The organism is Pantoea leporis, from assembly GCF_028048155.1.
Classification (GTDB): domain Bacteria; phylum Pseudomonadota; class Gammaproteobacteria; order Enterobacterales; family Enterobacteriaceae; genus Pantoea; species Pantoea leporis.
The window spans coordinates 286086-309195 of the sequence record NZ_JALMEU010000002.1 but is presented as its reverse complement, the minus strand read 5'-3'; the positions used below and the strand labels follow the sequence as shown (position 1 = coordinate 309195).

Annotated in this window: 22 protein-coding genes; 13 read left to right on the top strand and 9 right to left on the bottom strand. The window is 56.5% G+C overall.

Features of this window, described 5'->3' with window-relative positions; all coding sequences use genetic code 11:
- The first annotated feature begins 164 nt into the window (after positions 1-164).
- Positions 165-1526 (top strand): putative bifunctional diguanylate cyclase/phosphodiesterase, encoded by a 1362-nt coding sequence (locus MWH02_RS08605; protein WP_271460349.1) that lies wholly within the window; start codon positions 165-167, stop codon positions 1524-1526.
- Between the two features lie 52 nt (positions 1527-1578).
- Here MWH02_RS08605 and MWH02_RS08600 read toward each other — a convergent pair whose 3' ends face one another.
- The 9 genes from MWH02_RS08600 to MWH02_RS08560 form a co-directional block, all read right to left on the bottom strand.
- Complete coding sequence (locus tag MWH02_RS08600; protein ID WP_271460348.1) at positions 1579-2004, bottom strand: hypothetical protein; 426 nt, start codon at positions 2002-2004, stop codon at positions 1579-1581.
- Positions 2005-2333: 329 nt separating this feature from the next.
- Positions 2334-3239 carry an ABC transporter substrate-binding protein gene (locus MWH02_RS08595; RefSeq protein ID WP_271460347.1) on the bottom strand — a complete coding sequence of 302 codons (906 nt, stop codon included), beginning with the start codon at positions 3237-3239 and terminating at the stop codon, positions 2334-2336.
- Positions 3239-4033, bottom strand: coding sequence for an amino acid ABC transporter ATP-binding protein (locus tag MWH02_RS08590; protein WP_271460346.1), 795 nt, complete (start codon positions 4031-4033; stop codon positions 3239-3241). The genes MWH02_RS08595 and MWH02_RS08590 overlap by 1 nt, the downstream gene beginning before the upstream one ends.
- Complete coding sequence (locus MWH02_RS08585; RefSeq protein WP_101761403.1) at positions 4017-4943, bottom strand: amino acid ABC transporter permease; 927 nt, start codon at positions 4941-4943, stop codon at positions 4017-4019. The genes MWH02_RS08590 and MWH02_RS08585 overlap by 17 nt, the downstream gene beginning before the upstream one ends.
- Positions 4944-4952: 9 nt before the next feature.
- Positions 4953-5465, bottom strand: a complete 513-nt coding sequence (locus tag MWH02_RS08580; RefSeq protein WP_101761402.1) for a GNAT family N-acetyltransferase — start codon at positions 5463-5465, stop codon at positions 4953-4955.
- Between the two features lie 9 nt (positions 5466-5474).
- The gene (locus tag MWH02_RS08575; RefSeq protein WP_101761401.1) at positions 5475-6407 is read right to left on the bottom strand and encodes an ABC transporter substrate-binding protein; all 933 of its coding nucleotides are present in this window, start codon (positions 6405-6407) and stop codon (positions 5475-5477) included.
- Between the two features lie 18 nt (positions 6408-6425).
- Positions 6426-7739, bottom strand: a complete 1314-nt coding sequence (locus MWH02_RS08570) for an LLM class flavin-dependent oxidoreductase (RefSeq protein ID WP_271460345.1) — start codon at positions 7737-7739, stop codon at positions 6426-6428.
- Between the two features lie 83 nt (positions 7740-7822).
- Positions 7823-8980 (bottom strand): amidohydrolase, encoded by a 1158-nt coding sequence (locus MWH02_RS08565; protein ID WP_271460344.1) that lies wholly within the window; start codon positions 8978-8980, stop codon positions 7823-7825.
- Positions 8981-9002: 22 nt separating this feature from the next.
- The gene (locus tag MWH02_RS08560) at positions 9003-9998 is read right to left on the bottom strand and encodes an MsnO8 family LLM class oxidoreductase (RefSeq protein WP_137386971.1); all 996 of its coding nucleotides are present in this window, start codon (positions 9996-9998) and stop codon (positions 9003-9005) included.
- A 368-nt stretch (positions 9999-10366) separates the two neighbouring features.
- On the opposite strand from MWH02_RS08560, the gene MWH02_RS08555 reads away from it, so the two are divergent.
- The 12 genes from MWH02_RS08555 (at position 10367) to MWH02_RS08500 (ending at position 23040) form a co-directional block, all read left to right on the top strand.
- Positions 10367-11344, top strand: a complete 978-nt coding sequence (locus tag MWH02_RS08555; protein ID WP_271460343.1) for a TRAP transporter substrate-binding protein — start codon at positions 10367-10369, stop codon at positions 11342-11344.
- 48 nt (positions 11345-11392) lie between these two features.
- The gene (locus MWH02_RS08550; protein ID WP_110868462.1) at positions 11393-11899 is read left to right on the top strand and encodes a TRAP transporter small permease; all 507 of its coding nucleotides are present in this window, start codon (positions 11393-11395) and stop codon (positions 11897-11899) included.
- A gap of 12 nt (positions 11900-11911) precedes the next feature.
- Complete coding sequence (locus MWH02_RS08545) at positions 11912-13198, top strand: TRAP transporter large permease (protein ID WP_101761395.1); 1287 nt, start codon at positions 11912-11914, stop codon at positions 13196-13198.
- A 474-nt stretch (positions 13199-13672) separates the two neighbouring features.
- Complete coding sequence (locus tag MWH02_RS08540; protein WP_210080278.1) at positions 13673-13852, top strand: hypothetical protein; 180 nt, start codon at positions 13673-13675, stop codon at positions 13850-13852.
- Positions 13853-13865: 13 nt separating this feature from the next.
- Entirely contained in the window at positions 13866-15488 is a 1623-nt protein-coding gene (locus tag MWH02_RS08535) for a TIGR04028 family ABC transporter substrate-binding protein (RefSeq protein WP_271460342.1), read from the top strand.
- A 12-nt stretch (positions 15489-15500) separates the two neighbouring features.
- The gene (locus tag MWH02_RS08530; RefSeq protein ID WP_271460618.1) at positions 15501-16445 is read left to right on the top strand and encodes an ABC transporter permease; all 945 of its coding nucleotides are present in this window, start codon (positions 15501-15503) and stop codon (positions 16443-16445) included.
- Entirely contained in the window at positions 16442-17299 is an 858-nt protein-coding gene (locus MWH02_RS08525; protein WP_110868458.1) for an ABC transporter permease, read from the top strand. Before MWH02_RS08530 ends, MWH02_RS08525 begins: the two co-directional genes overlap by 4 nt.
- Positions 17296-18906: a dipeptide ABC transporter ATP-binding protein gene (locus tag MWH02_RS08520; protein ID WP_271460341.1), complete on the top strand. Its 1611-nt coding sequence runs from the start codon at positions 17296-17298 to the stop codon at positions 18904-18906. Before MWH02_RS08525 ends, MWH02_RS08520 begins: the two co-directional genes overlap by 4 nt.
- Positions 18903-19904, top strand: a complete 1002-nt coding sequence (locus tag MWH02_RS08515) for a putative FMN-dependent luciferase-like monooxygenase (protein ID WP_271460340.1) — start codon at positions 18903-18905, stop codon at positions 19902-19904. The genes MWH02_RS08520 and MWH02_RS08515 overlap by 4 nt, the downstream gene beginning before the upstream one ends.
- A 12-nt stretch (positions 19905-19916) precedes the next feature.
- Positions 19917-21014 carry an alkylhydroperoxidase domain protein gene (locus MWH02_RS08510; protein WP_271460339.1) on the top strand — a complete coding sequence of 366 codons (1098 nt, stop codon included), beginning with the start codon at positions 19917-19919 and terminating at the stop codon, positions 21012-21014.
- 2 nt (positions 21015-21016) lie between these two features.
- A complete protein-coding gene (locus MWH02_RS08505; RefSeq protein ID WP_271460338.1) occupies positions 21017-22168 on the top strand; it encodes an amidohydrolase in 1152 nt (383 codons plus the stop codon).
- 23 nt (positions 22169-22191) lie between these two features.
- The gene (locus tag MWH02_RS08500) at positions 22192-23040 is read left to right on the top strand and encodes a VOC family protein (protein ID WP_137386981.1); all 849 of its coding nucleotides are present in this window, start codon (positions 22192-22194) and stop codon (positions 23038-23040) included.
- The last annotated feature ends 70 nt before the right edge of the window (positions 23041-23110 follow it).

Genomic DNA, 23110 nt, shown 5'->3' with positions numbered 1-23110 from the left:
GTAAAAGCCTTTCCGTTGGTCGTTGATTCTAGCGCGCCTATCGGGCACTGGGTAGGAACAATCTCTGATAGGAGAAAACAAAATTATGACTTTATCGATGCAAGAATCTAGAATAATTATGCGATTCAATTTAATAAATATGACAGTAAAAATGAGAACCTCAGATGATTTCTTATTTTAGCTCCAGATATTCCATGCTAAAAGATTTACCCTTCATTTTACAGGGTGATAACCCAGAAAAAAAATTGCGCTTAACTCTGCTCATTGCTGGATTTTCCAGCATCCTGGCGGGTTTTTATATGGTAGCGACGAATTTCATTAAGGGAGAAAATGGTGTTTCCGCCTTATATTGCCTGAGCACCGCGATGGGATTTTATATTGTCATTGCGGCATTCCGTGACAAGCTGAACAAACATCTCTACATCATCGTGCATGCTTTGTTACTGATCATAATGCTGTTGTTTCTGCTGGATAATGACCACAGAGTAGAAAAACACTCAGAGTACAATTATCTGGTGGCGTTAACCGTCGGCTCAGCATTGGTATTACGCCAGCAAACACCTTACTTAAGTAAAATATTCCCGTTAATCTGCCTGGTGGTTTATCTGTTTTTTATCTCGACCGGATTAACCTGGCAACATAGCGCGTTTCAGTTCAATATTCCGCATGAATCCGGCTTTTATATCGTCAACTGTGCAGTGCCAATGATCGCGCTGTTGTTGACGGCATTCACGCTGCGCGGCAACTACTCCGAAACCGATTTGATCAAACGCGAACTTTCACAAGCCATCGAAAAGAATCAGCTGGAGCTCTATTACCAGCCACAAGTCGACAGCAATAAAAAGCTGATTGGATTTGAAGCCCTGCTGCGCTGGAAGCATCCTGTTAAAGGCTTTATCTCACCCGAAGTGTTTATTCCAGTGGCCGAAAAAAGTGGCTTGATTATCGACATTGGCAAGTGGGTGATGGAACACACCTTACAGCAAATCGCCGAATGGGATCGCGGTCAGCACCTTAGTGATTTGGTGTTTTCTGTTAACATCAGTCCGCTGCAGTTAATACACCGCGATTTCACCCAGGATACCTTGTTATCGCTGTCACATTATAAAATCCGCCCCGAACGCCTCAAGTTTGAAATTACTGAAACCACCTTTGTCTACGACCAGAAGCGTATTGGCGACGTAATCAGCCATTTTAGCCAATTAGGTGTTAAATGGGCGATTGATGACTTTGGCGTCGGCTATTCATCGCTTAAATCGATCAGTGATTTTGCCATTGATGATATTAAGATTGATAAATCATTAATCATGCAGATTTTTAAAAATGAGTCATCGGCGATTGTGGTGCAGAAAACCATCGAGTTATCGCGTGAAATGGGTCTGAATGTGCTGGCTGAAGGCATCGAGAGTGAGGAGTATTTCACCTACCTGCGCGATAAAGGCTGTCATCTGTTTCAGGGCTACCATTTCGCCCGCCCGCTGCCGCCCGCAGATGCGCAGGTATGGATCAAAAAAGCCAAAATATAATCTGCTGTTTTGCCGGGTCGCCATTTATGGCGACCGGCACACGGCATCTTAACTAAAACAGCAGTTTCGCAAGTGAAAGACCCGCTCCTAAGGTTACAAATTGGGTAGTCACCATCCATTTGGTTTGTGTAATCATTGCTTTATATAAATCGACCTTTATCGCCGCAACATCTTCCCTGGTAGCGTAATTAGACTTGATCACCGCTACATCCGCTTTCACGGCAGCCATATCCTCTTTAGTCGCATAATTTGACTTGATTACCGCCACATCCGCTTTGACCGCTTCGACATCCTGTTTCGTGGCATAGTTTGACTTAATCACCGCTACGTCAGAAACCAATACGGTAACATTGTCTTCCAGACTTTTAACACGCTCTTGCATTCCTTTACCTCCGCTCGGTGGTTGTCCGCCTTGTTTGCATTTACGTTGACGGCACGCATAATTGATAACACTTTTATTTAACGGTTCAGCTAACATTATTTCACCCCAATCGTTTCCATTTTTGATTGGGTAATGCAGGTTGACGGTAGGCCATATAATCAAACTCCCTTTTGCAAGGGTAAACGTTAAACACCGCACTCGCCCAAAACCCTGAACATCTTAACACCGGTTTTTTTCACAAACATTAGTGGTTTGAATAAGAAAATAAAAATAACTGTCAAAAAAACAAAGAAGATAATCAATTAACTGAGCAAGTAACAATCTACCGACAATTTAATGTGAGCCGACCTAAAACCCAATGAAATAAAAAAAGCCCACAACTTTCACATCGTGAGCTTTCTCGCAAAATTAAGCAGAACAGAAAATTACTGGTAAACAATCCCCGGCGGATTCACCTGCGAGGTTTCCACCGCCTCTTCCTGTTCGCCCCAGCGTGCCAATACTTGTTTGTACTCGCCGCTGGCAATCGCGCCATTGATCGCCTGCTGCAGTGCCACATCCAATCCATTACCTTTTTTAGTGGTCACCGCCACCCAAGCGCGGAACGGGCCGTGACCGACGATTTTGGTCTGCCCGCGCGAAGCGACTTTCCATGCTGCCAATGATTGAGGGCCAAACGTTGCATCCGCACGTCCCGAAAGCAGCGCTAGCGTGGCCGCCGCATCATCGTTGAGATAGATGGGCCGCACCGGCGCTAAGCCCTGCGCGCGGTTCTTCTCATCCCAGCTGAGTAAAATCCGCTCCTGATTGGTGCCCGAACCCACAATGATGCGCTTACCCGCCACATCTTCGCGGCCCTTAATCGCGGTTATCGCGCTGTTGGTTTTCACCGCAAAGGCGTGGTTATCCGCGCGATAAGTGGCGAAATCGAACTTCTTTTTGCGCTCTTCGGTGACGGCGATATTGAACATCGCCACATCATACCGTCCAGCGGTAATACCCAGCGGCCAATCTTCCCACGCGGCTGGCACCAGCTTCAGCTTTAAGCCCAAACTGTCCGCCAGCAGACGCGCAATATCCGGATCGCTGCCGATCAGCGTTTTATTATCCGACGCCCATAAACCGATCGGCGGCGAATTCATCGCCGTGGTGGCGACGGTCAAATAACCCGGATTCACAAAGTGAAAACCCGCCGGAATTTTCGCGATAGCCTGGGGATTCGCGGCTATATTGATCGGCGTTTCGTTGTTTTTGGCATCCAGCGTTTCTGCTGCGATGGCTGGCGCGCCTGACATCACTATCAGCAACGCCGCAATAATCACTCGTTCCATTAAAGTACCCGCGCCAGAAAACGTTTGGTGCGCTCGTGGCGCGGCTGATTCAGTACCTGATTACTGCTGCCCTGCTCAACAATGCGTCCATCGACCATAAACACCACGTTGTCCGCCACTTCACGCGCAAAACCGACTTCGTGCGTGACAATCACCAGCGTGGTGCCGGAACGCGCCAGCTTTTTGATCACATCCAGCACTTCACCCACCAGCTCGGGATCGAGCGCTGACGTCGGTTCATCAAATAGCATCACGCGCGGATTGAGCATCAAGGCACGCGCAATCGCGATACGCTGCTGCTGGCCGCCCGACAAATGGCGCGGCCAGGCATCGGCTTTGTGGCGCAAACCGACCACATTCAGCAGCTCACCGGCACGATCAATCGCTTCATGGCGTGACAGTTGACGATGCGCAATCGGCGCTTCAATCAGATTCTCCAGCACCGTCAGATGCGGAAACAGATTGAAGTTCTGGAACACGTAGCCAACGTTGATGCGCTGACGCAGAATTGCCTGCTCTTTCAGCTCATACAGCTTGTCGCCGCGACGCTGATAACCGATGTAATCGCCATCGATCTGGATATAGCCTTCATCAACGCGCTCCAGATGGTTAATGGTGCGCAGCAGCGTCGATTTGCCCGAGCCAGACGGCCCGAGAATCACCGTCACCGATCCTGGTTCCAGCTCCAGTGAAACATCATCCAGCGCTTTCAGTTTGCCGAACGACTTGCTCACGCCGGTAATGCTAATGGCGCCAGCGGTATGCAGATTGCGGTAATCAATGGCTTCGGACATGGGAAAGCTCCTCGGTTGCAGGTTTGGCGCTGCGGTTACGCCATTGACGCCAGCGCGACGGCTGCGGTTCACGGGTGACACTGCGCGCCAGCCAGCGCTCAACGCTGTGCTGCAGCAGTGACAGAATGGTGGTGATGATCAGATACCAGGCCGCGCCGACCATCAGCAGCGGAATCACCTGCTGTGTGCGGTTGTAGATCATCTGAATGGTGTAAAACAGTTCCGGCATCGCCAGCACGTAAACCATTGAGGTGCCTTTGGCGAGGCTGATGATTTCATTAAAAGTGGTAGGAATAATCGCGCGCAGCGCCTGCGGCAGAATGATGCGGAAGGTACGGCGCGTGGAGGATAATCCCAGCGCCGAAGCCGCTTCAAACTGGCCGTGATCGACACCCAAAAAGCCGCCGCGAATGATCTCAGCACTATAAGCGCTCTGCACCAGCGTCAAACCAATCACCGCCGCCGGGAACTGGCCGAGCACGTTGATGGTCTGGAAATGGCCCCACGACAGCGCGGTAAACGGAATGCCGAGCGACAACGTGTCGTACAGATAGGAGAAGTTGTAGAGGATGATCAGCACCACGATCAGCGGCAGCGAGCGGAACAGCCAGATATAGCCAAACGCCAGCGTACTCAGCAGCCAGGATGACGAGAGACGCGCCAGCGCCAGCAAACCGCCAAAAATCAGGCTGAGTATGGTGCCAAACAGCGTCAGCAGCAGCGTTTGCCCCAAACCGCTGAGGATCACCGGATCAAAAAACCATTTGGCGAACACGCCCCATTCCCAGCGCGGATTGAACGCAACCGAATCAATCACGCTGGCCAGAATAAACAACGCGACAATCGCGCCGACGGTACGTGCCGGATATCGCGCCGGCACCACGGTTAAACGTTGTGGTTCATTACGCATTACAACTCCTTAGCTGGCCTGCGCCACGCTATGTACATCAATCACTTTCAGGAAGCGCAAGCGTCCATCGTGTGGCGGCTGGCTGTAGACCTCCATATCCTCCAGCAGCTCAAACTGCGGCTGATAACCGTGGCCGATATACAACTTCACCGCTTCCGGCTGGCGGAAACCGGTGGTGAGAAACACGCGCTGATAGCCCGCACGCAGCGCACGGCGCTCCAGTTCCTGCAGGATTAGCAGTGCCAATCCCTGACGACGCAGATCGCTGCGCGTCCAGATGCGTTTAAACTCAGCGGTCACCTCGTCGTAGGGTTTATACGCGCCCATCGCGATGATCTCGCCGTCACGCTCCAGCACGATAAACAGCCCGCGCGGCGGTAAATACCATTCGGTCAGCTCCACCTCTTTTTGGCTGGTGAAGAACGCGCCGTAGCGCGCGGTATATTCACCAAACAGTCCGGTCAAAATCGGTTGCAGCTCAGGCGCTTCCGGTGATACTTCGCGGAACAGTTGCTCGCTCATGCGGCCTCCTTAATCGCCCAATCCGGCCGGATTGATCTCTGAACTGTCGATACGCTCCACGCCTTCACCCCAGCGCTTCAGCACCTTGTCGTAATCGCCGTTCTTGATCACGCCATTCAGCGCGGTGTTGATCGGCTGCACTAAACCGCCATCTTTCTTCACTGTCACCGCGATGTGCGCCGCTTTCGGCCAGCCGCCATCGACGCTGCCAACCAAACGCGTCTGCTTGGTCAGCGCCGCTTTCCAGGCGCCAATTACGTTCGGACCAAAGTAGGCATCGGCGCGGCCTGACTGCAGCGCCAGCGTTTGGGCCGCATCGTCTTTGGTATACACCGGCGTAAACGGCTTCAACCCTTTGGCCTGATTCTCTTTATCCCAGGCCAGCAGGATCGATTCCTGATTGGTGCCAGAGCCGACGATAATACGCAGTCCGGCAATATCTTCGGCTTTGGTCAGCGACTTAATTGGACTGCTGGATTTGACGTAAAAACCGAGTGAATCTTTGCGATAGGTGGCGAAATCAAAGCGCTCTTTGCGCTCTTTGGTGACGGTTACGTTACTGATCGCCGCATCGTATTTGCCCGATGCCACGCCCAGCGGCCAGTCTTCCCATGACGTTGGCACCACGTTGAGTTTCAGACCCAGGCTGTCGGCGACTAAGCGGGCGATATCCACTTCGCTACCGAGCAGGGTTTTGTTGTCATCACTGAATACAGTTAATGGCGGCGAATTCAGCGCGGCGACCGCTACGGTGAACGAACCCGGCACGGCAAAGCGATGTCCAGCCGGGATCTGCGCCACTGCGGCGTCATTTTTCGCGGTATTGATCGGCGTTTTGTTGGCTTCAACACTGATGTTTTGACCGTTAACCGCCACATCTTCGGCGAATACGGCGCTGCTCATGCCCAGCAACAACAGCGCAATAAGGGATTTTTTCTGCATAGCGTTTATTCTCGAGTTTTATTTTTGTGTGTATTGGTTAACCGGAACTTTCAGACCAAAGCTGGCGCGCAGCGTGGTTCCGGGGTATTCGCTGCGGGTCAAACCGCGCGCTTGCAGAATCGGTACCACGCGATCGACAAAGCGTTCGAATGTATCTGGTGTGCCGCCCTGAATGATGAAGCCATCGGTCGCTTCGCTCTCAAACCACAGCTGCAAACCGTCGGCTACCTGCTCTGGCGTGCCGTGGAACAGCGGACGCGGCGTCGCGGCTTCCAGCGCCGCCTGGCGCAGCGTGTGGCCATGCTCGCGCGCCTTGCGTTTGATTTCGTCGGTGGTGCTGCGGAAGCTGTTTTGCCCGATATCGCCGAGTTCCGGGAACGGCTCATCCAGCGAATATTGTGAGAAGTCGTGATGATCGAAGAAGCGACCGAGATAGTTGAGCGCATCTTTGATGGAAACCAGCGCGGCGGTGGTTTGATACTGCTGCTCCACATCTTCCGCACTGTCGCCAACAATCACACCGACGCCCTGGAAAATGTGCAGATCGCCCGGCTCGCGGCCATTCGCCACCAGCTGTTTTTTCACATCGCGGTAGAACGCCTGCGCCTCTTCGCGCGTTGGCTGATGGGTGAAGATTGCGTCGGCGTGTTTAGCGGCCAGCTTGCGGCCATCTTCCGATGCGCCTGCCTGGAACACCACCGGACGTCCTTGCGGCGTGCGTTCGATATTCAGCGGCCCTTGCACCTGGAAGAAATCGCCGTGGTGATTCAGCGTGTGCAGCTTCTCAGGATCAAAGAACTGGCCGCTCTCTTTATTACGCACGAAAGCGTCGCCTTCCCACGAATCCCAAAGCCCTTTCACCACTTGCAGATACTCATCAGCGATGCGGTAGCGCAGCGCGTGTTCCGGATGCTGCTGGCGCGAGAAGTTCTTCGCCGAACCTTCCAGCGGCGAGGTCACCACGTTCCAGCCCGCGCGACCGCCGCTCAGATGATCGAGGCTGGCAAACTGCCGCGCCACGGTGAACGGCTCGCTGTATGAGGTGGAAACCGTGCCGACCAAACCAAGATGCTCGGTAACGCCCGCCAGCGCCGACAGCAAGGTCAGCGGCTCGAAGCGATTGAGGAAGTGGGGAATCGATTTTTCGTTAATAAACAGGCCATCGGCAACAAACAGGAAATCCAGCTTGCCCGCTTCCGCCTTGCGCGCAATGTGTTTGGCGTAATCAAAATTGATGCTGGCATCGGCCAGCGCCGCCGGATGACGCCACGCGGACATATTGCCGGACGCGCCATGCAGAATGGTGCCCAATCGCAGTTGTCTTGCAGTCATAATGTTCTCTCTTTTGCCAAGGCGCAGCCTGACGGCGACATGCCTGTCGCCGTGCAGAACCGGATTTAAAAGGGTGAATCGCGTTAGTTCAGAATGGCGTCACGACATCGCGCGTTGAGGTGCTGCAACGCTTGCTGAGCCAGTTGCGTAAAGTAGTCTGCAGCGGGGGCAATCAGCGCTTCATCAGGATTGAAGCCGCCATGATGCAGGCCAAATTCGCTCGCGCTGCCAATGCTGACAAACGCCCCGGGGATCTGCTGTAAGTAGTAGGCAAAATCTTCGCCGCCGAGATGTAACTCAGCGGTCTGCACGCGGTAGCCCGCCTGCTGCGCCACGTTGCTGGCAAACTGCGCCCAGCGCGCATCGTTCTCCAGCACCGGCGGACCCGGATGCCAGCTGAAGGTGGCGCTGGCACCGTTGGCGGCGGCGATATTCTCCACCAGCGTGCGGGCGCGCTGCTCCAGCTCCGCGCGCACCTGTTTGTCGTGGGTGCGCACCGTGCCGCCAAATTCGGCCTCGCCGGGCAGTACGTTCCAGGTTTTGCCAGCGTCGATACGCGTCACGCTGAGCACTAAGCTGTCCAGCGTATTGAAGCTGCGGCTGGTGAGCGATTGCAGCGCCTGAATAATCTGGCTGGCGACCACAATGCTGTCCACGCCCTCTTCCGGATGCGCGGCATGCGCACCTTTGCCGGAAACCCGCACGATAAATTTATCCGCATTGGCGTAAAACGCGCCGCCACGGGTGGCGAAGGTGCCGGTCGGCAAACCGGGTTCATTGTGCATGCCGAAAATCGCCTGCACACCGTCCAGCACGCCCGCATTGATCAACTGGCGTGCGCCGGTGGCGTTCTCTTCTGCCGGTTGGAACAGAATACGGATGCGCCCCGGCAATTGATCTTCAACGGCTTTCAGCTGCAAGGCCGCGCCCAGCATCACCGCGCTGTGAACATCGTGGCCGCAGGCATGCATTACGCCGCTGTTGCGCGAGCGGTAAGTGAGTCCGGTGGCTTCGTGAATCGGTAGCGCATCGATATCGGCGCGCAGCGCAATCAACGTGTCGCCGTGCCCCACTTCCACGATCACGCCGGTTTCCAGCGGATAATCCAGCAGACGCAAACCGGCGTCCTGTAACCAGCGGCGCAGGCGCGCGGTGGTTTCGACTTCGCGGCCGGATAACTCCGGCCAGCTGTGCAGCTCACGTCGCCAGTCAATCAGCTGATGTTCGCTAAATTGCGTCATACCTGCCTCCGGAAGCAGCGAATCATGCGGTGACTAAACGGTGAGTGGCCAACAGTTCGAGTGATTTCACGCGCGCCTGCTCTTCAGCCACCGGCGTATCAATCACGAACTCTTCAATGCCGAAATTCTGATGCAGCGCATCCAGCTTGGCATGCACCTGCGCGGCGGTGCCTTTCAGCAGCGATGGCGTGCGCGGTTCAATCACGTAATCGGTATAACCGCCCTGACGCACATAACGTTCGGCCTGCTCGACGCTGCCGACGTTAACGCTGGGGCCATCTTTCACGCTGACGTGGTAAACGCGCAGGTTATCCACCAGCAGATCGGCTTCCGCCGGCGAATCCGCCACCACCACTTGCACCGCCACCAGCGCGCGCTGGCCGTTGCTGTGTTGGCGATAGCTGTTGAGGACTTTTTCCATCAGTTGCGGATCGCCGTTGTGATGCGCCGCAAACACCAGCTGCCAGCCGAGTTCTGCCGCCAGTTTGGCGCTCTCTTCGCTGGCACCCAGCAGGAAGCGATTGGCCGGACGCGGCGGCTGCGGCGTGGCGCGCAGAATCTCTTCATCGCCCACTGGCGGCACTTGCAGCCAGCTATCCAGCAGCGTCAATTGCTCGGCGAAGCTGCCTTTCTCTTGCAGATGCACGCCGAGCTGCAACGCACGCGTTGAGAGCGGCAAGCCGCCCGGCGCTTTGCCGACCCCAACGTCAATGCGGCCCGGCGCTAAGGACGCCAGCAAGTTGAAGTTTTCCGCCACTTTGTACGGGCTGTAGTGTTGCAGCATCACGCCGCCGGAGCCGACGCGAATATGTTGTGTCTGGCCGATGATCCAGGCGATCAGCAGTTCCGGCGACGGACTCGCCAGACGATCGGTATTGTGGTGTTCCGCTAACCAGAAACGGTGATAGCCCCAGGCTTCCGCCTGCTGCGCCAGCTGTAACGTGCGGTGTAGCGCGTGGCTGGCTGTCTCTCCGTCGGCAATCGGCGATTTATCCAGCAAACTCAGTCGGTATGACATGCGCCTTATCCTTTTCGTCATGAATATGGCGAGTAGTTTGTGGCGGAGAAGGCGGATTCGTAAAACATGATATTGTCGTATCTATATTTACTTTATGCATATCAGGGAGATAGATTGGACCATGTGGTTTAAAATCCTTTGAAAACACATAATTATCCCCGCAGGATATGGATTGTTGTGGTGATGTTTTGAAAATGTGACACTCAATATAAAATTATTAAAACATCGTTTCAAAATGTGACGTAATTCATCCAATCGCCATTCCCTTATTTTTCCAGCCACTATTTTCTCTATGCTGACACCACGCGGCATCCTTCGACAAATTAATGCGCCGCACCTTCCTGCCTCCCCTTAGCTGGAGAAAAAGCATGACGTTTAAAAAATTACTTCTGGTCGTTTCGTTATCCTCTGCGGCAGCGTTTTGCCCGGCAGTGGCTTCTGCCAAGGTCATTAAAGTGGCAGAAGTTCAACCGGCGGGTTATCCCACCGTGGTGGCGCTTGAACACATGGGCGAGAAGCTAAAAAAAGCCACTGATGGCCGATTAGAAATGAAGGTTTACGCCGGTGGCGTACTCGGCGATGAAGACCAAACGCTGCAGCAGGTGCAACTGGGCGCCATTGACATGATCCGTGTTTCGCTGGCACCAGTCACCACCATCGCGCCAGAAACCAGCGTATTAACCTTGCCGTATGTTTTTCGCGATGAGGATCATATGCACAAGGTGCTTGATGGTGATATCGGAAAAAATATCGTCGAGAAATTCGATAACGATCCTAACGCCCGTATGATATTCCTCGGCTGGACCGACGCCGGTGTGCGCAACATGATCACTAAAAAGCCAATCGCCAAACCCGACGATCTTAAGGGTATGAAAATCCGCGTGCAAAACAGTGCGATTTCGTTGGCGACCTTAAAAGCCATGGGCGCAAACCCGGTGGCAATGGGCGTGAGCGAAGTGTTTAGCGCCATGCAAACCGGCGTGGTGGATGGCACAGAAAACAACCCGCCAACCTTTGTTGCCCACAACTATATGCCCGTCGCCAAATACTACACCCTCACCGGCCACTTCATTCAGCCTGAAATGATTCTCTACTCTAAACCGTTGTGGAATCGTCTCTCGGCTGACGACCAGGCGTTGCTGAAGAAATTAGGCAAAGAGGCGCAGGAGGAAGAGCGTCAGCTCTGGGCAACTTACACCCAACAATCCATCGATAAGATGAAAGCCGGTGGCGTGACCTTCCAGGAAACCGATCGTGAAACCTTCATGAAAGCCACCCAGCCAGTGCGCGATCAATTTGGCGGGAAATATCAGGAATTGATGAAACAAATTGCTGATGTGAAGTAATCCTCCCCACGCCACGTGCCTGCGTGGCGTTTTAATCAGGTAAATATTATGACTGCATACTCTCGTCTGATGGATGGGCTTTATTTGCTGTGCATGGCGATCGCCGCCGTTGCCTTGTTGATTATGGTGACGGTGATTCCCATCGGGATTTTCACCCGCTATGTGCTGAACGACGCGTTATCCTGGCCAGAACCGGTCGCCATCATTTGCATGATCATCTTTACCTTTATTGGTGCGCCAGTCGGGTTTCGCGCCGGTACACATATTTGCGTCTCGATGATGACCGACCGGCTCTCGCCGGTGAATCAGCGCTGGCTGCTCAAGTTGTCTGACGCGCTGATGATCATCACCTGTCTGGTGATTTTCCGCGCCAGTTACAACCTGTGCGAAGCGATGTGGGTGCAAACGCTGGCCTCACTACCGGTGGTGACCTACGGCGAAATGTATCTGCCGATCCCAATCGGCGCGATTTTCACCCTGCTGTTTGTCATTGAAAGATTGGTTAATGGCGATCAAAGCCAACGCGCCATCGTGACTCTTGGCGGCACCCACTAAGCGGAGAAGAAAATGGACGCACTGATTTTGATAGGCAGTTTGGTGGTATTACTGCTGGTGGGTTTCCCGGTGGCATTTGCCGTTGGATTGAGCGCGTTTATCGGGGCATGGTGGATCGATTTACCACTGGAAGCGGTGGTGATTCAGATTACCAACGGCATTAATAAGTTTTCACTGTTAACCATTCCGTTCTTCATTTTGGCTGGTGCGATTATGGCGGAAGGCGGCATTGCCCGACGGCTGGTCAACTTTGCCTATATTTTCGTTGGTTTTATTCGCGGCGGTTTGTCGCTGGTGAATATTGTCGCCTCAACCTTTTTTGGTGCAATTTCGGGCTCTTCGGTGGCGGATACCGCCTCGATTGGTTCCGTGATGATTCCGCAGATGGAGGAGAAAGGCTATCCGCGTGATTTCGCTGCGGCGGTAACGGCCAGCGGCTCGGTACAAGCGGTGTTAACCCCGCCCAGCCATAACTCGGTGATTTATTCGCTCGCCACCGGCGGTGTTGTCACCATCTCATCGCTATTTGTCGCCGGCATCATTCCTGGCCTGTTACTGGGTTTTTGCTTAATGGTAATGTGCCTGGGATTTGCGCGTAAACGCGGCTATCCCAAAGGTGAGCGCATCCCTTACAAGCAGGCGTTGAAAATCTTCTTCGATGCGTTCTGGGGATTGTTCACCATTTTCATCATTCTCGGCGGAATTCTTTCCGGCGTGTTCACCGCCTCGGAATCGGCAGCCATTGCCTGCATCTGGGCGTTCTTTGTCACCATGTTTATTTATCGTGATTTCAAATGGACGCAATTGCATATTCTGGTGTTTCGTACCATCAAAACGGTAACCATTGTGATGGTGTTGATCGCCTTCGCCGCCGGTTTCGGTGCGGTAATGACCTTTATGCAATTACCCACCATTATTACCGAAGCCTTTACCCAATTTTCCAGCAACAAGTATGTGATTTTGATGTGCATTAATCTGCTGCTACTGGTGGTGGGGACGCTAATGGATATGGCACCGCTGATCCTGATTCTGACGCCGGTACTATTACCGGTAGCCACCGCACTCGGCGTCGATCCGGTGCATTTCGGCATGATAATGCTAACCAACTTAGGCATCGGATTAATTACGCCACCGGTCGGCACGGTATTATTTGTCGCCAGCGCCGTGAGTAAGCAAAAGATTGAGCAAGTGGTCACCGCCATGCTGCCTTTCTATGGCGTGTTGTTTATTGTGCTGATGTTGATTACCTATATTCCGGCGTTATCGCTATGGCTACCGCGTTTAATGGGCGTGATGTAACAACCGGTCAAATCATTGTGCTTTAAATCTGCTGCGGGCTCTGACACATCTACTGCGTCACGGGCCGTCCTCGCACCGCTAGCGCGGTACCTTCGGCTTTCACGTCGTGCCGACGGATCATTCGGGGATTGGCCGTCCTGGCCGGCCCCGAACTGCCTCACGCATCCCTGCGTGAGGCTCCTGGCCCAACGTAAAAGCCTCAGCGCTGCGGATAGCCCTTTTGCCGCAGCAGACGCGTCAGCGCCTCTGGCAAATGTGCCCTTTTCAACAACACGCACTGAAGGTTTGGAGCAGGCCGGGGCCGCTTTTGGGCCGGCAATCCGCAGCGCTGAACGAAGCGAGGAAGCCAGGAGAGCCCGCAGGACGCGGGCGAAAGGCGGAGCCGGGACAGGACGTCCCGTCTCCGCCGGTCCGTCAGGCAGACGAGCGAAGTGAAGGTACCGCGTAAGCGGCGCGAGGACCGCCGGACCAAAAGTGGCACCGGTCAGCGCCATCGCCAATGGCTTAGCTAATAAGCATTACGCCATTTATGGCGCCCCATCGTATGAACAGAACGCCTATTTATTTTTTTTAGCAAAGCTTAGTGCAATTCCTTGGTTCAACTCCCGTGTGCGGCATTCAATGATGAAAACCGCCCGTCGGGCTATTGATTAAAAAGGGAAACACCATGACTAAGCATTTTCACTTGCAGGCGTTGAGTTTGGCCCTGCTATCAGGGATTTTTAGCGCCCACGCGGCAGACACGCCCGTTAAAGGCGGCACGCTGGTTTACCTCGAACAACAGGCACATACCAACCTTTATCCACCCGCCGGTGGCTTTTATCCCAATGGCGGTATTCTGAATCAAATTACCGATAAGCTGACGTGGCAGAATCCTGAAACCTTAAAAGTGGAACCGTGGATTGCCGAAAGCTGGAGCAGTAACGCCGATAAAACCGAATATACCTTTAAAATTCGTCCCGGCGTCACCTTCTCTGATGGCACGCCCTTAGATGCCAATGCGGTAGCCAAAAACTTTGATACTTACGGTCTGGGAAATAAAGCCCAGCGCCTGCCGGTTTCCGAAGTGATCAATAATTACGACCGCAGTGAAGTTATTGATCCTCAGACGGTGAAATTCTATTTCAAAAAACCGTCACCCGGTTTTTTACAGGGCACCGCTACCATCGGTTCGGGCCTGGTTTCCCTCAGTACGCTGCAGCGTAGCTTCGACCAACTCGGCGATGCGCGTCATATTATTGGTTCCGGTCCATTTGTGGTCAGCGATGAGAAACTCGGCCGCGAGGTCGATTTAACCGCGCGCAAAGATTATCAATGGGGCCCGAAAAACCTCGCCCAGCAAGGTCCCGCCAATCTCGACGGCATTAAATTCATCGTCACGCCGGAAGACAGCGTGCGTATTGGCGCGCTGCTGGCCGGTCAGGCCGACTTTATTCGTCAGGTGCAAGCCTACGACGAGAAGCAGGCGCAGCAGCAAAACTTCCCGATTTACGCTGCACCCACGCGTGGCGTCAACGACAGCATCAGCTTCCGCCCGGATAACCCGCTGGTCAGCGATGTGAAGGTGCGTCAGGCGCTGCTGCACGCCACCAACGCTCAGCAAGTGGTGCAAACCCTGTTCTCACCGAACTATCCGCAGGCCACCTCGGTGATCGCCACCTCGGCGGCCGGTTACGTCAATCTGGCCGACAAGCTGAAATTCGATCCGGCGTTATCGAAAAAGCTGCTGGATGAAGCGGGCTGGAAACCGGGCAGCGACGGCATCCGCGAAAAGGATGGCAAGAAACTGGCGCTGACCATTTATGAATCGCTTCCGCAGCCGCAGAACAAAGAGGTGCTACAGCTGGTGGCACAGCAGTGGCGTCAGGTTGGCGTCGCGCTGGCGGTGAAAGCCGGTGATGCAGGCAGCCGCGTGCTGGATAACCTCGATCCGCTGAAAACCCCGCTGGTGGTGTCCGAAGTGGGACGCGCCGATCCTGACGTGGTGAAGAGCCAGTTCTATCCGACTAACCGTGATGCGCTGCTGCAAAAAGGCGGCTCCAGCGACAAGGTGCAGAACTTCCGCGACGACAAACTGAACACGCTGTTGCTGGGGATCTCCTCGGAAGTCGATCCGGCGAAACGCCTGGCGGTAACCGGCGAGGCGCAGCGCTATCTGCTCGATCAGGCCTATGTAATTCCGATCTTTGAAGAACCGCAGGTGTTTGCCGGTGCGCCGTGGCTGAAAGGCGTGAATTTTGAAGCCGTGGGTCGTCCGTCGTTCTACGGCGCGTGGCTGGAAAAACACTAAGGCAGGTTAATGATGCAACGTTCACTGCTGCGAAGAGTGGGTCAAAGCGTTTTGGTGCTGTGGGCCGCGTTTACCCTGTCGTTCTTTCTGCTGCAGGTGCTGCCCGGCGATGCGGTGCTGATCAAGTTTCAGAACCCGGATCTGGGCCTTAGCCCGGATCAAATCGCCGAAATACGACTGGCTTACGGCGCGGATAATCCGCTCTGGCAGCAGTACGTGCACACACTGCTGGCGATGGTGCGCGGCGATTTTGGTTACTCGGTGCAGGCGGGCGTGCCAGTCAGCGAACAGCTGATCAGCAACCTGCCCGCCACGCTGCAACTGGCGCTGCTCGGTTTTGTGCTGGCAACCCTTATCGCGTTCGCGCTGGCGGCGTTATCGCGCTTGCCAGCGCTGCGCTTCCTGCGTTCGGTGCTGCAATCAATTCCGGCGCTGTTTATCTCGCTGCCAACCTTCTGGCTCGGCATCGCGCTGATTCAGCTGTTCTCCTTCCAGCTGCGCTGGATCCCGGTGATCAATCCGTCGGCGCTACAGGGTTTGATTCTGCCGGTGATTACCGTGGCGATCCCGATCTCCGCGCCGCTGGCGCAGATTCTATTACGCAGCATCGATCAGGTTTCTACCCAGCCGTTCGTGGCGGTCGCGCGCGCTAAAGGCGCCAGCGAAAGCCATGTGCTGTGGCATCACGTGATGCGCAATGCGCTGCTGCCGGTGCTGAACGTTGCCGGTTTGCTGCTCGGGGAACTGATCGCCGGTGCGCTGATTACCGAAACCGTGTTTGGCCTAAGCGGCGTCGGTCAGCTGACGCAGCAGGCGGTGAATAATCAGGACGTCGCGGTGTTACAGGCGGTGGTGATGATCTCGGCGCTGGCGTTTGTGCTGATTAACCTGCTGGTCGATGCGCTGATGCCGCTGTTCGATCCGCGTCTGCAATCCATTGCCGGAGGCAACCGATGAGTCTGGTCGATTACTCAACTGCGCGTCAAAGCAACGGCAACGCACGTGCGTCCCGCGTACTCAACATCCAGCCAGGTTTGTGGCTGGCGTGGGGCGTGATGCTGTTGGCGCTGCTGGCGGCATTTGCGCCTGGTCTGTTTACCCATTTCAGCCCAACGGAAGGCGTGCCTGGCGCACAACGTCTGCCGCCGCAGGCCGCTTACTGGCTCGGCACCGATCAGCTGGGCCGCGATCTCTACGCGCGCATTATTTATGGTGCGTCACAGTCGCTGTCGGCGGCGGTCGCAGCGGTGGCGATGGGGCTGATTGGCGGCACCACGCTCGGCGTGCTGGCGGGCGCGATGGGCGGTCGCACTGAGAACTGGCTGATGCGCTTAGTGGATGTGCTGCTGTCGATTCCTTCGCTGCTGCTGTCGCTCAGCATTCTGATTCTGCTGGGTTTTGGCACCGTGCACGCCGCGCTGGCGGTGGGCATCGCCTCGATTGCTAGCTTTGCCCGCCTGGCGCGTGGCGAAGTTGTCCGCGTACGCCGCAGCGAGTTCGTCGAAGCGGCTTACGGCAGCGGCGGCAGTTTCGGGCGCGTGTTGTGGCGTCACATTTTACCCAACTCGCTGACGGCGGTGATCGCCTTCGCCGCCTTGCAGTTTGGCCAGGCGATTCTGGCGTTATCCACGCTCAGCTTCCTCGGCTACGGCACGCCGCCGCCGACGCCCGAGTGGGGTTTATTGATCGCCGAAGGACGTAACTATCTGGCGACTGCGTGGTGGCTCACCACCTTCCCCGGCATTGTGGTGGTCGCCGTGGTGCTGGCCGCCAACCGCATCAGTCGTCAACTGGCCGGAGGTGACGCATGAGCGCGTTATTAGCCATTGAAAATTTGACCCTCAGCTATCGCCAGCGCGGCGAGTGGCGCGCGGTGGTTCACAACGTCAGCTTTGAGTTGCAGCCGGGTGAAATGGTGGCGCTGGTCGGTGAATCCGGATCCGGCAAAACCACCACCGCGCAGGCCATTATGGGTTTGATGGCAGAAAACGGCCGCCGGGACAGCGGCAAAATTGTGCTGAACGGCACCGATATCGCCGGTTGGTCTTCTAAATGTCTTGATAGCCTGCGCGGCGTCAGCATCAGCTTAGTGCCGCAGGATCCGGGCAACTCGCTCAATCCGGTGAAAACCATTGGCGATCAGGTCGGTGAAATGTTGCAGCTGCACCTGAAAATCAGCAAAACCGAACGTCAGCAGCGCGTACTGGAGCTGCTGCAAAAAGTGGGGCTGAGCCATCCGGAACAGCGTCTGACGCAGTATCCGCATCAGCTTTCCGGCGGCATGAAACAGCGCGTGCTGATTGCTATCGCCCTCGCCTTGCGTCCGCAGATTATCATTGCCGATGAACCCACCAGCGCGCTGGATGTCACGGTGCAAAAACGCATTCTCGATCTGCTGGATGTGCTGCGCCGCGAATCCGGTACGGCGGTGCTGTTTGTCACGCACGATTTGGCGCTGGCGGCAGAACGCGCCGATCGCCTGCTGGTATTTCGTCATGGCGAAGTTCAGGAACAAGGCCCGGCGGCGCAGGTGATCAACGCGCCTAAGCATGCTTACACGCGGCAGCTGTTGCAGGACGCCAATCCGGGTGACAGCGCGCTGTCCGTGCCGACACATGCCAACTTCTCGTCGCCAGCGATTCAGCTCTCCGGCATCAATAAACAGTTTTCCCTCGGTCGCCAGCAGCAGCTGCAGGTGACGAAAGAGGTGTGCGTCACGGTGGCGCGCGGCACCACGCACGCGCTGGTCGGCGAATCCGGCTCGGGGAAAACTACGCTGGCGCGCATTCTTTTAGGCTTTGAGCAGGCCGATAGCGGCCGCGTGGTGATCGATGGCATCGATGCCACCGCGCTGCGCGGCGAAGCGCAACGTCAGCTGCGCCGCAAGATTCAGTTTGTGTATCAGAACCCGTTTGCCTCGCTGGATCCGCGCCAGACGCTGTTCGCCATCATTGAAGAGCCGCTGCGTAACTTTGAGAAACTCAGCAGCGAGCAGCGCCGTGAACGCGTCGCAGCCGTGGCGCAGCGCGTGGCGTTACCGCTGGAGCTGCTGACGCGCAAACCGCGCGAGTTGTCCGGCGGCCAGCGTCAGCGCGTAGCCATCGCCCGCGCCCTGATTCTGCAACCGGCGATTCTGGTGCTGGATGAAGCGACCTCAGCGCTGGATGTCACGGTGCAGGCGCAGATTCTGCAACTGCTGCAACAACTGCAACGCGAGCTCGGCCTTACTTATCTGTTTATCACCCACGACCTCGCCACCGTGCGCCGCATTGCGCACAGCGTCACCGTGCTGCGCGCCGGTGAAGTGGTGGAGCAAGGTGACACTGTCACGCTATTTAGCGCGCCGCAGCATCCGTATACCCGATCGCTGATTGACGCGATACCCGCTTTCCGTCCGCTGATTAAGGAGTCTGCATGACGCGCAAACGCATTGGTTTTTTCACTCGCCTGCTGGATGACACTTCCGCACAGCAGCGCTATCGCCTGGCAACTGAACAGATTCAGCACGCCGAGCGCACCGGTTTTGACAGCGCGTGGATTGCTCAGCACCACTTTCACGAGAAAGAAGGCGGCTTGCCTTCACCGCTGCTGTTTCTGGCCCACGTTGCGGCGCACACCCGCACTATTCGGCTTGGCACCGGCATCATCACGCTGGCGATGGAGAACGCGCTGCGCGTCGCCGAAGATGCAGCGGTGCTGGATTTGCTGAGCAACGGTCGGCTCGAAGTCGGTTTAGGTTCGGGCGGCACCGCGACCTCGTTTCTGCCGTTCGGTATCACTATCGACCAGCGCGCCAGCGTGTTTGCCGATCATCTGCATCAGCTGCTGAGCGCCTGGCGCGGCGATACGCTGGGCCATCCGGATAATCACCTCTATCCCGCAGCGCCGACGCTGGCGCAGCGCGTGTGGATCGCCACCTTCTCGGTGGAAGGTGCGGCGCGCGCAGGCCTTGCCGGGCACGGTTTGATGCTGTCGCGCACCCAGCCGCGTCCGGCGGGCCAGCCTGATTTGCCACTCCACCAGATACAAAACCCGATGATTGATGCCTATGTGGCGGCTTTACCAGCAGGCATTGCGCCGCGCATTCTGGCATCGCGCACCGCTTTTGTGGCCGATTCCAACGACTACGCGCGCCGTCTTGCCGAGCCGGGCTTACAGCGCCAGGCGCAGCATTTCCGTGAATCGGGACACGTGATTGGCAACACGCTGGACGAACAGGCGCGTCAGCTGGATGCGCACTTCGGCGATGCCGACACGGTGCGGCAATCGCTGCTGGCCGATACGTCGCTGCAACGCGTCACCGATATCAGCTTCCAGGTGCACTCCATCGATCCGCCACACGCCGACATTCTGCGTTCTATCGAATTGATTGCCGAGCATATTGCGCCCGCGCTGCGTGCGCTAAGCCACGCTTAACAGGAGAATTTCATGTCTCAAACGTTTGATTTACTGGCCGCGCTGGCGGATATCGATCCCGCGTCTGAACTGGCGCAAGCCCGCGCCGAGCGTCACGCCGCCACCCAGCACACGCAAGGCAGCTATGACGTGCTGTTTTCGCAGGATGATGAAGATTTGCCGTTAGCAGAACGTTTCGCCCTCGCCGCGCAGGTCGCGGCCTGGCATGGCGCGTCGAGTCTCGAAGCGCATTACCGCCAGCCGGAACAGCCCAACAACGCACGCTTCGCTGCGGGTCTGGCGTTTGCGGAACTGCTGAGCTTGCATCCGGTCGATGCTGCGCCGCAGCACATCGAGACGCTGCAAACTGCCGGATGGTCGCCACGCGGCATCGTCACGCTGGCGCAGCTGATTGCCTTTGTCAGCTTCCAGAGCCGCTTGCTTGCGGGTTTGCGTTTGCTCAACGGTGAAGAGACGGCGTCGCAGCCGCATGCGGTGGCCGGTAAATGGCACGATGCGCCGCTCACCGTGAGCGGGAAAACCGCCCTCACCGCCTTTACCCAGCAGGAACTCGGCTGGGAACCGTGGCTGGCAGCAAAACCGCTGCAGGAATTTAGCGCTGAAGAGCAGGCAACGCTGGCGAAATTCGGCCACAGCGACTCTGATTACTTCCGCCTGCTGGGCCGCAATCAGCCGTTGCTCGAGCAGCGCACGCTAACCGATAAAGGCATCTTCTACACCGCAGGCGGACTTTCACGCGCCGAGCGTGAACTCGCCGCCACGGTGGTGAGCAAGGTCAACGGCTGCATCTACTGCGCCTCGGTGCATGCGCGCAAAGCCAGCCAGCTGTCGAAAGATGAACCGGCGGTGCAGAAGCTGCTGAATGTCGCGCCGGGCGCTGAGCTGTCGCACGGACAATCGGCGCGCTGGGCGGCGCAGATCGATTTGGTTGCTACCTTATCGATTACGCCTGCCGCCACCAGTCTGAAACAGCTGCAGGCTCTGCGCGCTCAGGGATTCAGCACGCTGGAGCTGCTGGACCTGATTCAATCCGCCGCCTTCTTTGCCTGGGCGAATCGCCTGATGCTGACGCTCGGCGAACCTTTCTTACCTGAACACACACAAGGATGACCATGACGGATCTTTCCCATCAACAGCTGGTGCGCTGGCGACGCGAGCTGCATCAGCATCCCGAACTGTCGGATCAGGAATTTGCCACCACCGAGCGCCTTACCCGCTGGTTGCAGGAACTCAACGTCAAGCTGCTGCCGCTGGATTTGAAAACCGGTGTCGTGGCAGAAATCGGTCACGGTGAACCGCTGATTGCGCTGCGTGCCGACATCGACGCCCTGCCCATCGACGAGCAAACCGATCAAGCATGGCGCTCCCAGCAGCCGGGCGTGATGCACGCCTGCGGCCATGATCTGCACAGCAGCGTGATGCTGGGCGTCGCACAGCAGTTGCAACGCATCGAATCGCAGCTGCCTGGCCGCGTGCGCATTCTGTTCCAGCCAGCCGAAGAGATTTTTACCGGCGCGAAACAGCTGCTGGCGGCGGGCGCGCTGAAAGAGGTGCAGGCGATTTTCGGCCTGCATAACGCGCCGGATCTGCCAACCGGCACGCTGCGGACGCGCGGCGGTGCCTATTATGCCAACGTCGATCGTTTCCAGATTACTATCAACGGTAAAGGCGCGCACGCCGCGCGTCCGCATGAAGGCATCGATAGCATCGTGATTGGCAGCCACATCGTCACCGCGCTGCAAATGCTGCCGAGCCGCGTGTTCAGTTCGCTGGAATCGGTGGTGGTCAGCGTGACGCGCTTTACTGCAGGCAACAGCTGGAACGTGCTGCCACAAACGGTGGAACTGGAAGGCACGGTGCGCACCCACAATGCGGCGATTCGCGCGCAGATCCCGCAGAAAATGAGAGCGCTGATAAACGGGATCGCCGCCGGATTTGGCGCACAGGCGGAGCTGGTGTGGCAGGAAGGTCCGCCTTCGCTGGTTAACACCCCGCAATGGGCCGATTTCGCGCTGGATCTGGCCGCAGAGCAAGGCTATCAAACACAGGTCGGCACGCCGCAGATGGGTGGCGAAGACTTCGCCTTCTACCTGCAGCAGCTGCCGGGCGCGTTCGTCAGCATCGGCAGCGCCAGTGAATTTGGCCTGCATCACGCCGGATTCGATCCGGATGAAGCGATGCTGGAACCGGCGGTGCATTACTTTACCGAGCTGGCCCAGCGCGCGCTGATGACGCTGCGCCAACAACAGGCGCTGGCATCGTGACCATGAGAGCAAGGAGAAAAGCGATGGCGATTTCTGTACCTGTTCCACGTCTCGACCATGTGGTGATCAACGTTGCCAGCCAGTTGGATGACGCCAGCGCGCTGTTTCGTCGCCTGGGATTTCAGCTGACCGAGCGCGGCCATCATTCGCTCGGCTCCAGTAATCATCTGGCGATTTTTGGTGATAACTATCTGGAGCTGTTGGGGTTTGAGCCTGGGCGCGGCAATCTGCGCCAGGATTTGTGGCAGTCGCCGATTGGCCTCAGCGGATTAGTATGGAAAACCGAGGATGCCGATGCGGTGTGGCGCTATCTGGAGAGCCAGGACATCGACGGCGATCTGCCGGCGAGCTTTTTCCGTCCCGTTACTTTGCCGGACGGCACCGAGCAGGAAGCACGCTTCCGCACCGTGCGATTGCGCCCGTCGCTGGTTGCGAACGGCCGCAGCTTCTTTTGTCAGCACGACACACCGGATTCGGTGTGGCAGGACGCGTGGCGCGTCCATCCGAATGGCGTGAGCGATATCGTCGAGTTCGTGGTGGTGGCGCAGGATCCCGCCGCCGCTGCTCAGCCCTACAGCCGTTTATTCGGTGCCGATAAACTCACCGCCTGTCAGGAAGGCGCGTTTGTGCTCAAAGCGGGCGTGGCAACGGTACGCTTTGCCGCCGCGGAATACGTTACGCAGCGCTTCGCCGGATTGCCGATTGATTACGACGGCAGCGCGCGCATGGCCGGATTGAGTTTGCGCACCTCGGATCTGCGCAAAGTGAAAGCCAGTCTGCTGCTCGGTGATGTGCCGTTCCGCGAAGAAGAGTCGGCGATTATTGTTGGTGCCGAGCAGGCGTTTGGTGTGGCGTTGCGGTTCCAGCAATAATCACGTTTTGCATGTATCCGTAGCGGCGCGATTTATCGCGCACTGTGATGGCGATTGCGCAACTAGCCTG

Coding starts and splice junctions, on each gene's coding strand:
- MWH02_RS08585 (WP_101761403.1), bottom strand. CDS start 4,943: ATGCGTAATGAACCACAACGTTTAACCGTGGTGCCGGCGCGATATCCG.
- MWH02_RS08550 (WP_110868462.1), top strand. CDS start 11,393: ATGACTGCATACTCTCGTCTGATGGATGGGCTTTATTTGCTGTGCATG.
- MWH02_RS08595 (WP_271460347.1), bottom strand. CDS start 3,239: ATGGAACGAGTGATTATTGCGGCGTTGCTGATAGTGATGTCAGGCGCG.
- MWH02_RS08500 (WP_137386981.1), top strand. CDS start 22,192: ATGGCGATTTCTGTACCTGTTCCACGTCTCGACCATGTGGTGATCAAC.
- MWH02_RS08605 (WP_271460349.1), top strand. CDS start 165: ATGATTTCTTATTTTAGCTCCAGATATTCCATGCTAAAAGATTTACCC.
- MWH02_RS08580 (WP_101761402.1), bottom strand. CDS start 5,465: ATGAGCGAGCAACTGTTCCGCGAAGTATCACCGGAAGCGCCTGAGCTG.
- MWH02_RS08510 (WP_271460339.1), top strand. CDS start 19,917: ATGTCTCAAACGTTTGATTTACTGGCCGCGCTGGCGGATATCGATCCC.
- MWH02_RS08535 (WP_271460342.1), top strand. CDS start 13,866: ATGACTAAGCATTTTCACTTGCAGGCGTTGAGTTTGGCCCTGCTATCA.
- MWH02_RS08555 (WP_271460343.1), top strand. CDS start 10,367: ATGACGTTTAAAAAATTACTTCTGGTCGTTTCGTTATCCTCTGCGGCA.
- MWH02_RS08525 (WP_110868458.1), top strand. CDS start 16,442: ATGAGTCTGGTCGATTACTCAACTGCGCGTCAAAGCAACGGCAACGCA.
- MWH02_RS08565 (WP_271460344.1), bottom strand. CDS start 8,980: ATGACGCAATTTAGCGAACATCAGCTGATTGACTGGCGACGTGAGCTG.
- MWH02_RS08505 (WP_271460338.1), top strand. CDS start 21,017: ATGACGGATCTTTCCCATCAACAGCTGGTGCGCTGGCGACGCGAGCTG.
- MWH02_RS08590 (WP_271460346.1), bottom strand. CDS start 4,033: ATGTCCGAAGCCATTGATTACCGCAATCTGCATACCGCTGGCGCCATT.
- MWH02_RS08530 (WP_271460618.1), top strand. CDS start 15,501: ATGCAACGTTCACTGCTGCGAAGAGTGGGTCAAAGCGTTTTGGTGCTG.
- MWH02_RS08545 (WP_101761395.1), top strand. CDS start 11,912: ATGGACGCACTGATTTTGATAGGCAGTTTGGTGGTATTACTGCTGGTG.
- MWH02_RS08600 (WP_271460348.1), bottom strand. CDS start 2,004: ATGTTAGCTGAACCGTTAAATAAAAGTGTTATCAATTATGCGTGCCGT.
- MWH02_RS08570 (WP_271460345.1), bottom strand. CDS start 7,739: ATGACTGCAAGACAACTGCGATTGGGCACCATTCTGCATGGCGCGTCC.
- MWH02_RS08520 (WP_271460341.1), top strand. CDS start 17,296: ATGAGCGCGTTATTAGCCATTGAAAATTTGACCCTCAGCTATCGCCAG.
- MWH02_RS08575 (WP_101761401.1), bottom strand. CDS start 6,407: ATGCAGAAAAAATCCCTTATTGCGCTGTTGTTGCTGGGCATGAGCAGC.
- MWH02_RS08560 (WP_137386971.1), bottom strand. CDS start 9,998: ATGTCATACCGACTGAGTTTGCTGGATAAATCGCCGATTGCCGACGGA.
- MWH02_RS08515 (WP_271460340.1), top strand. CDS start 18,903: ATGACGCGCAAACGCATTGGTTTTTTCACTCGCCTGCTGGATGACACT.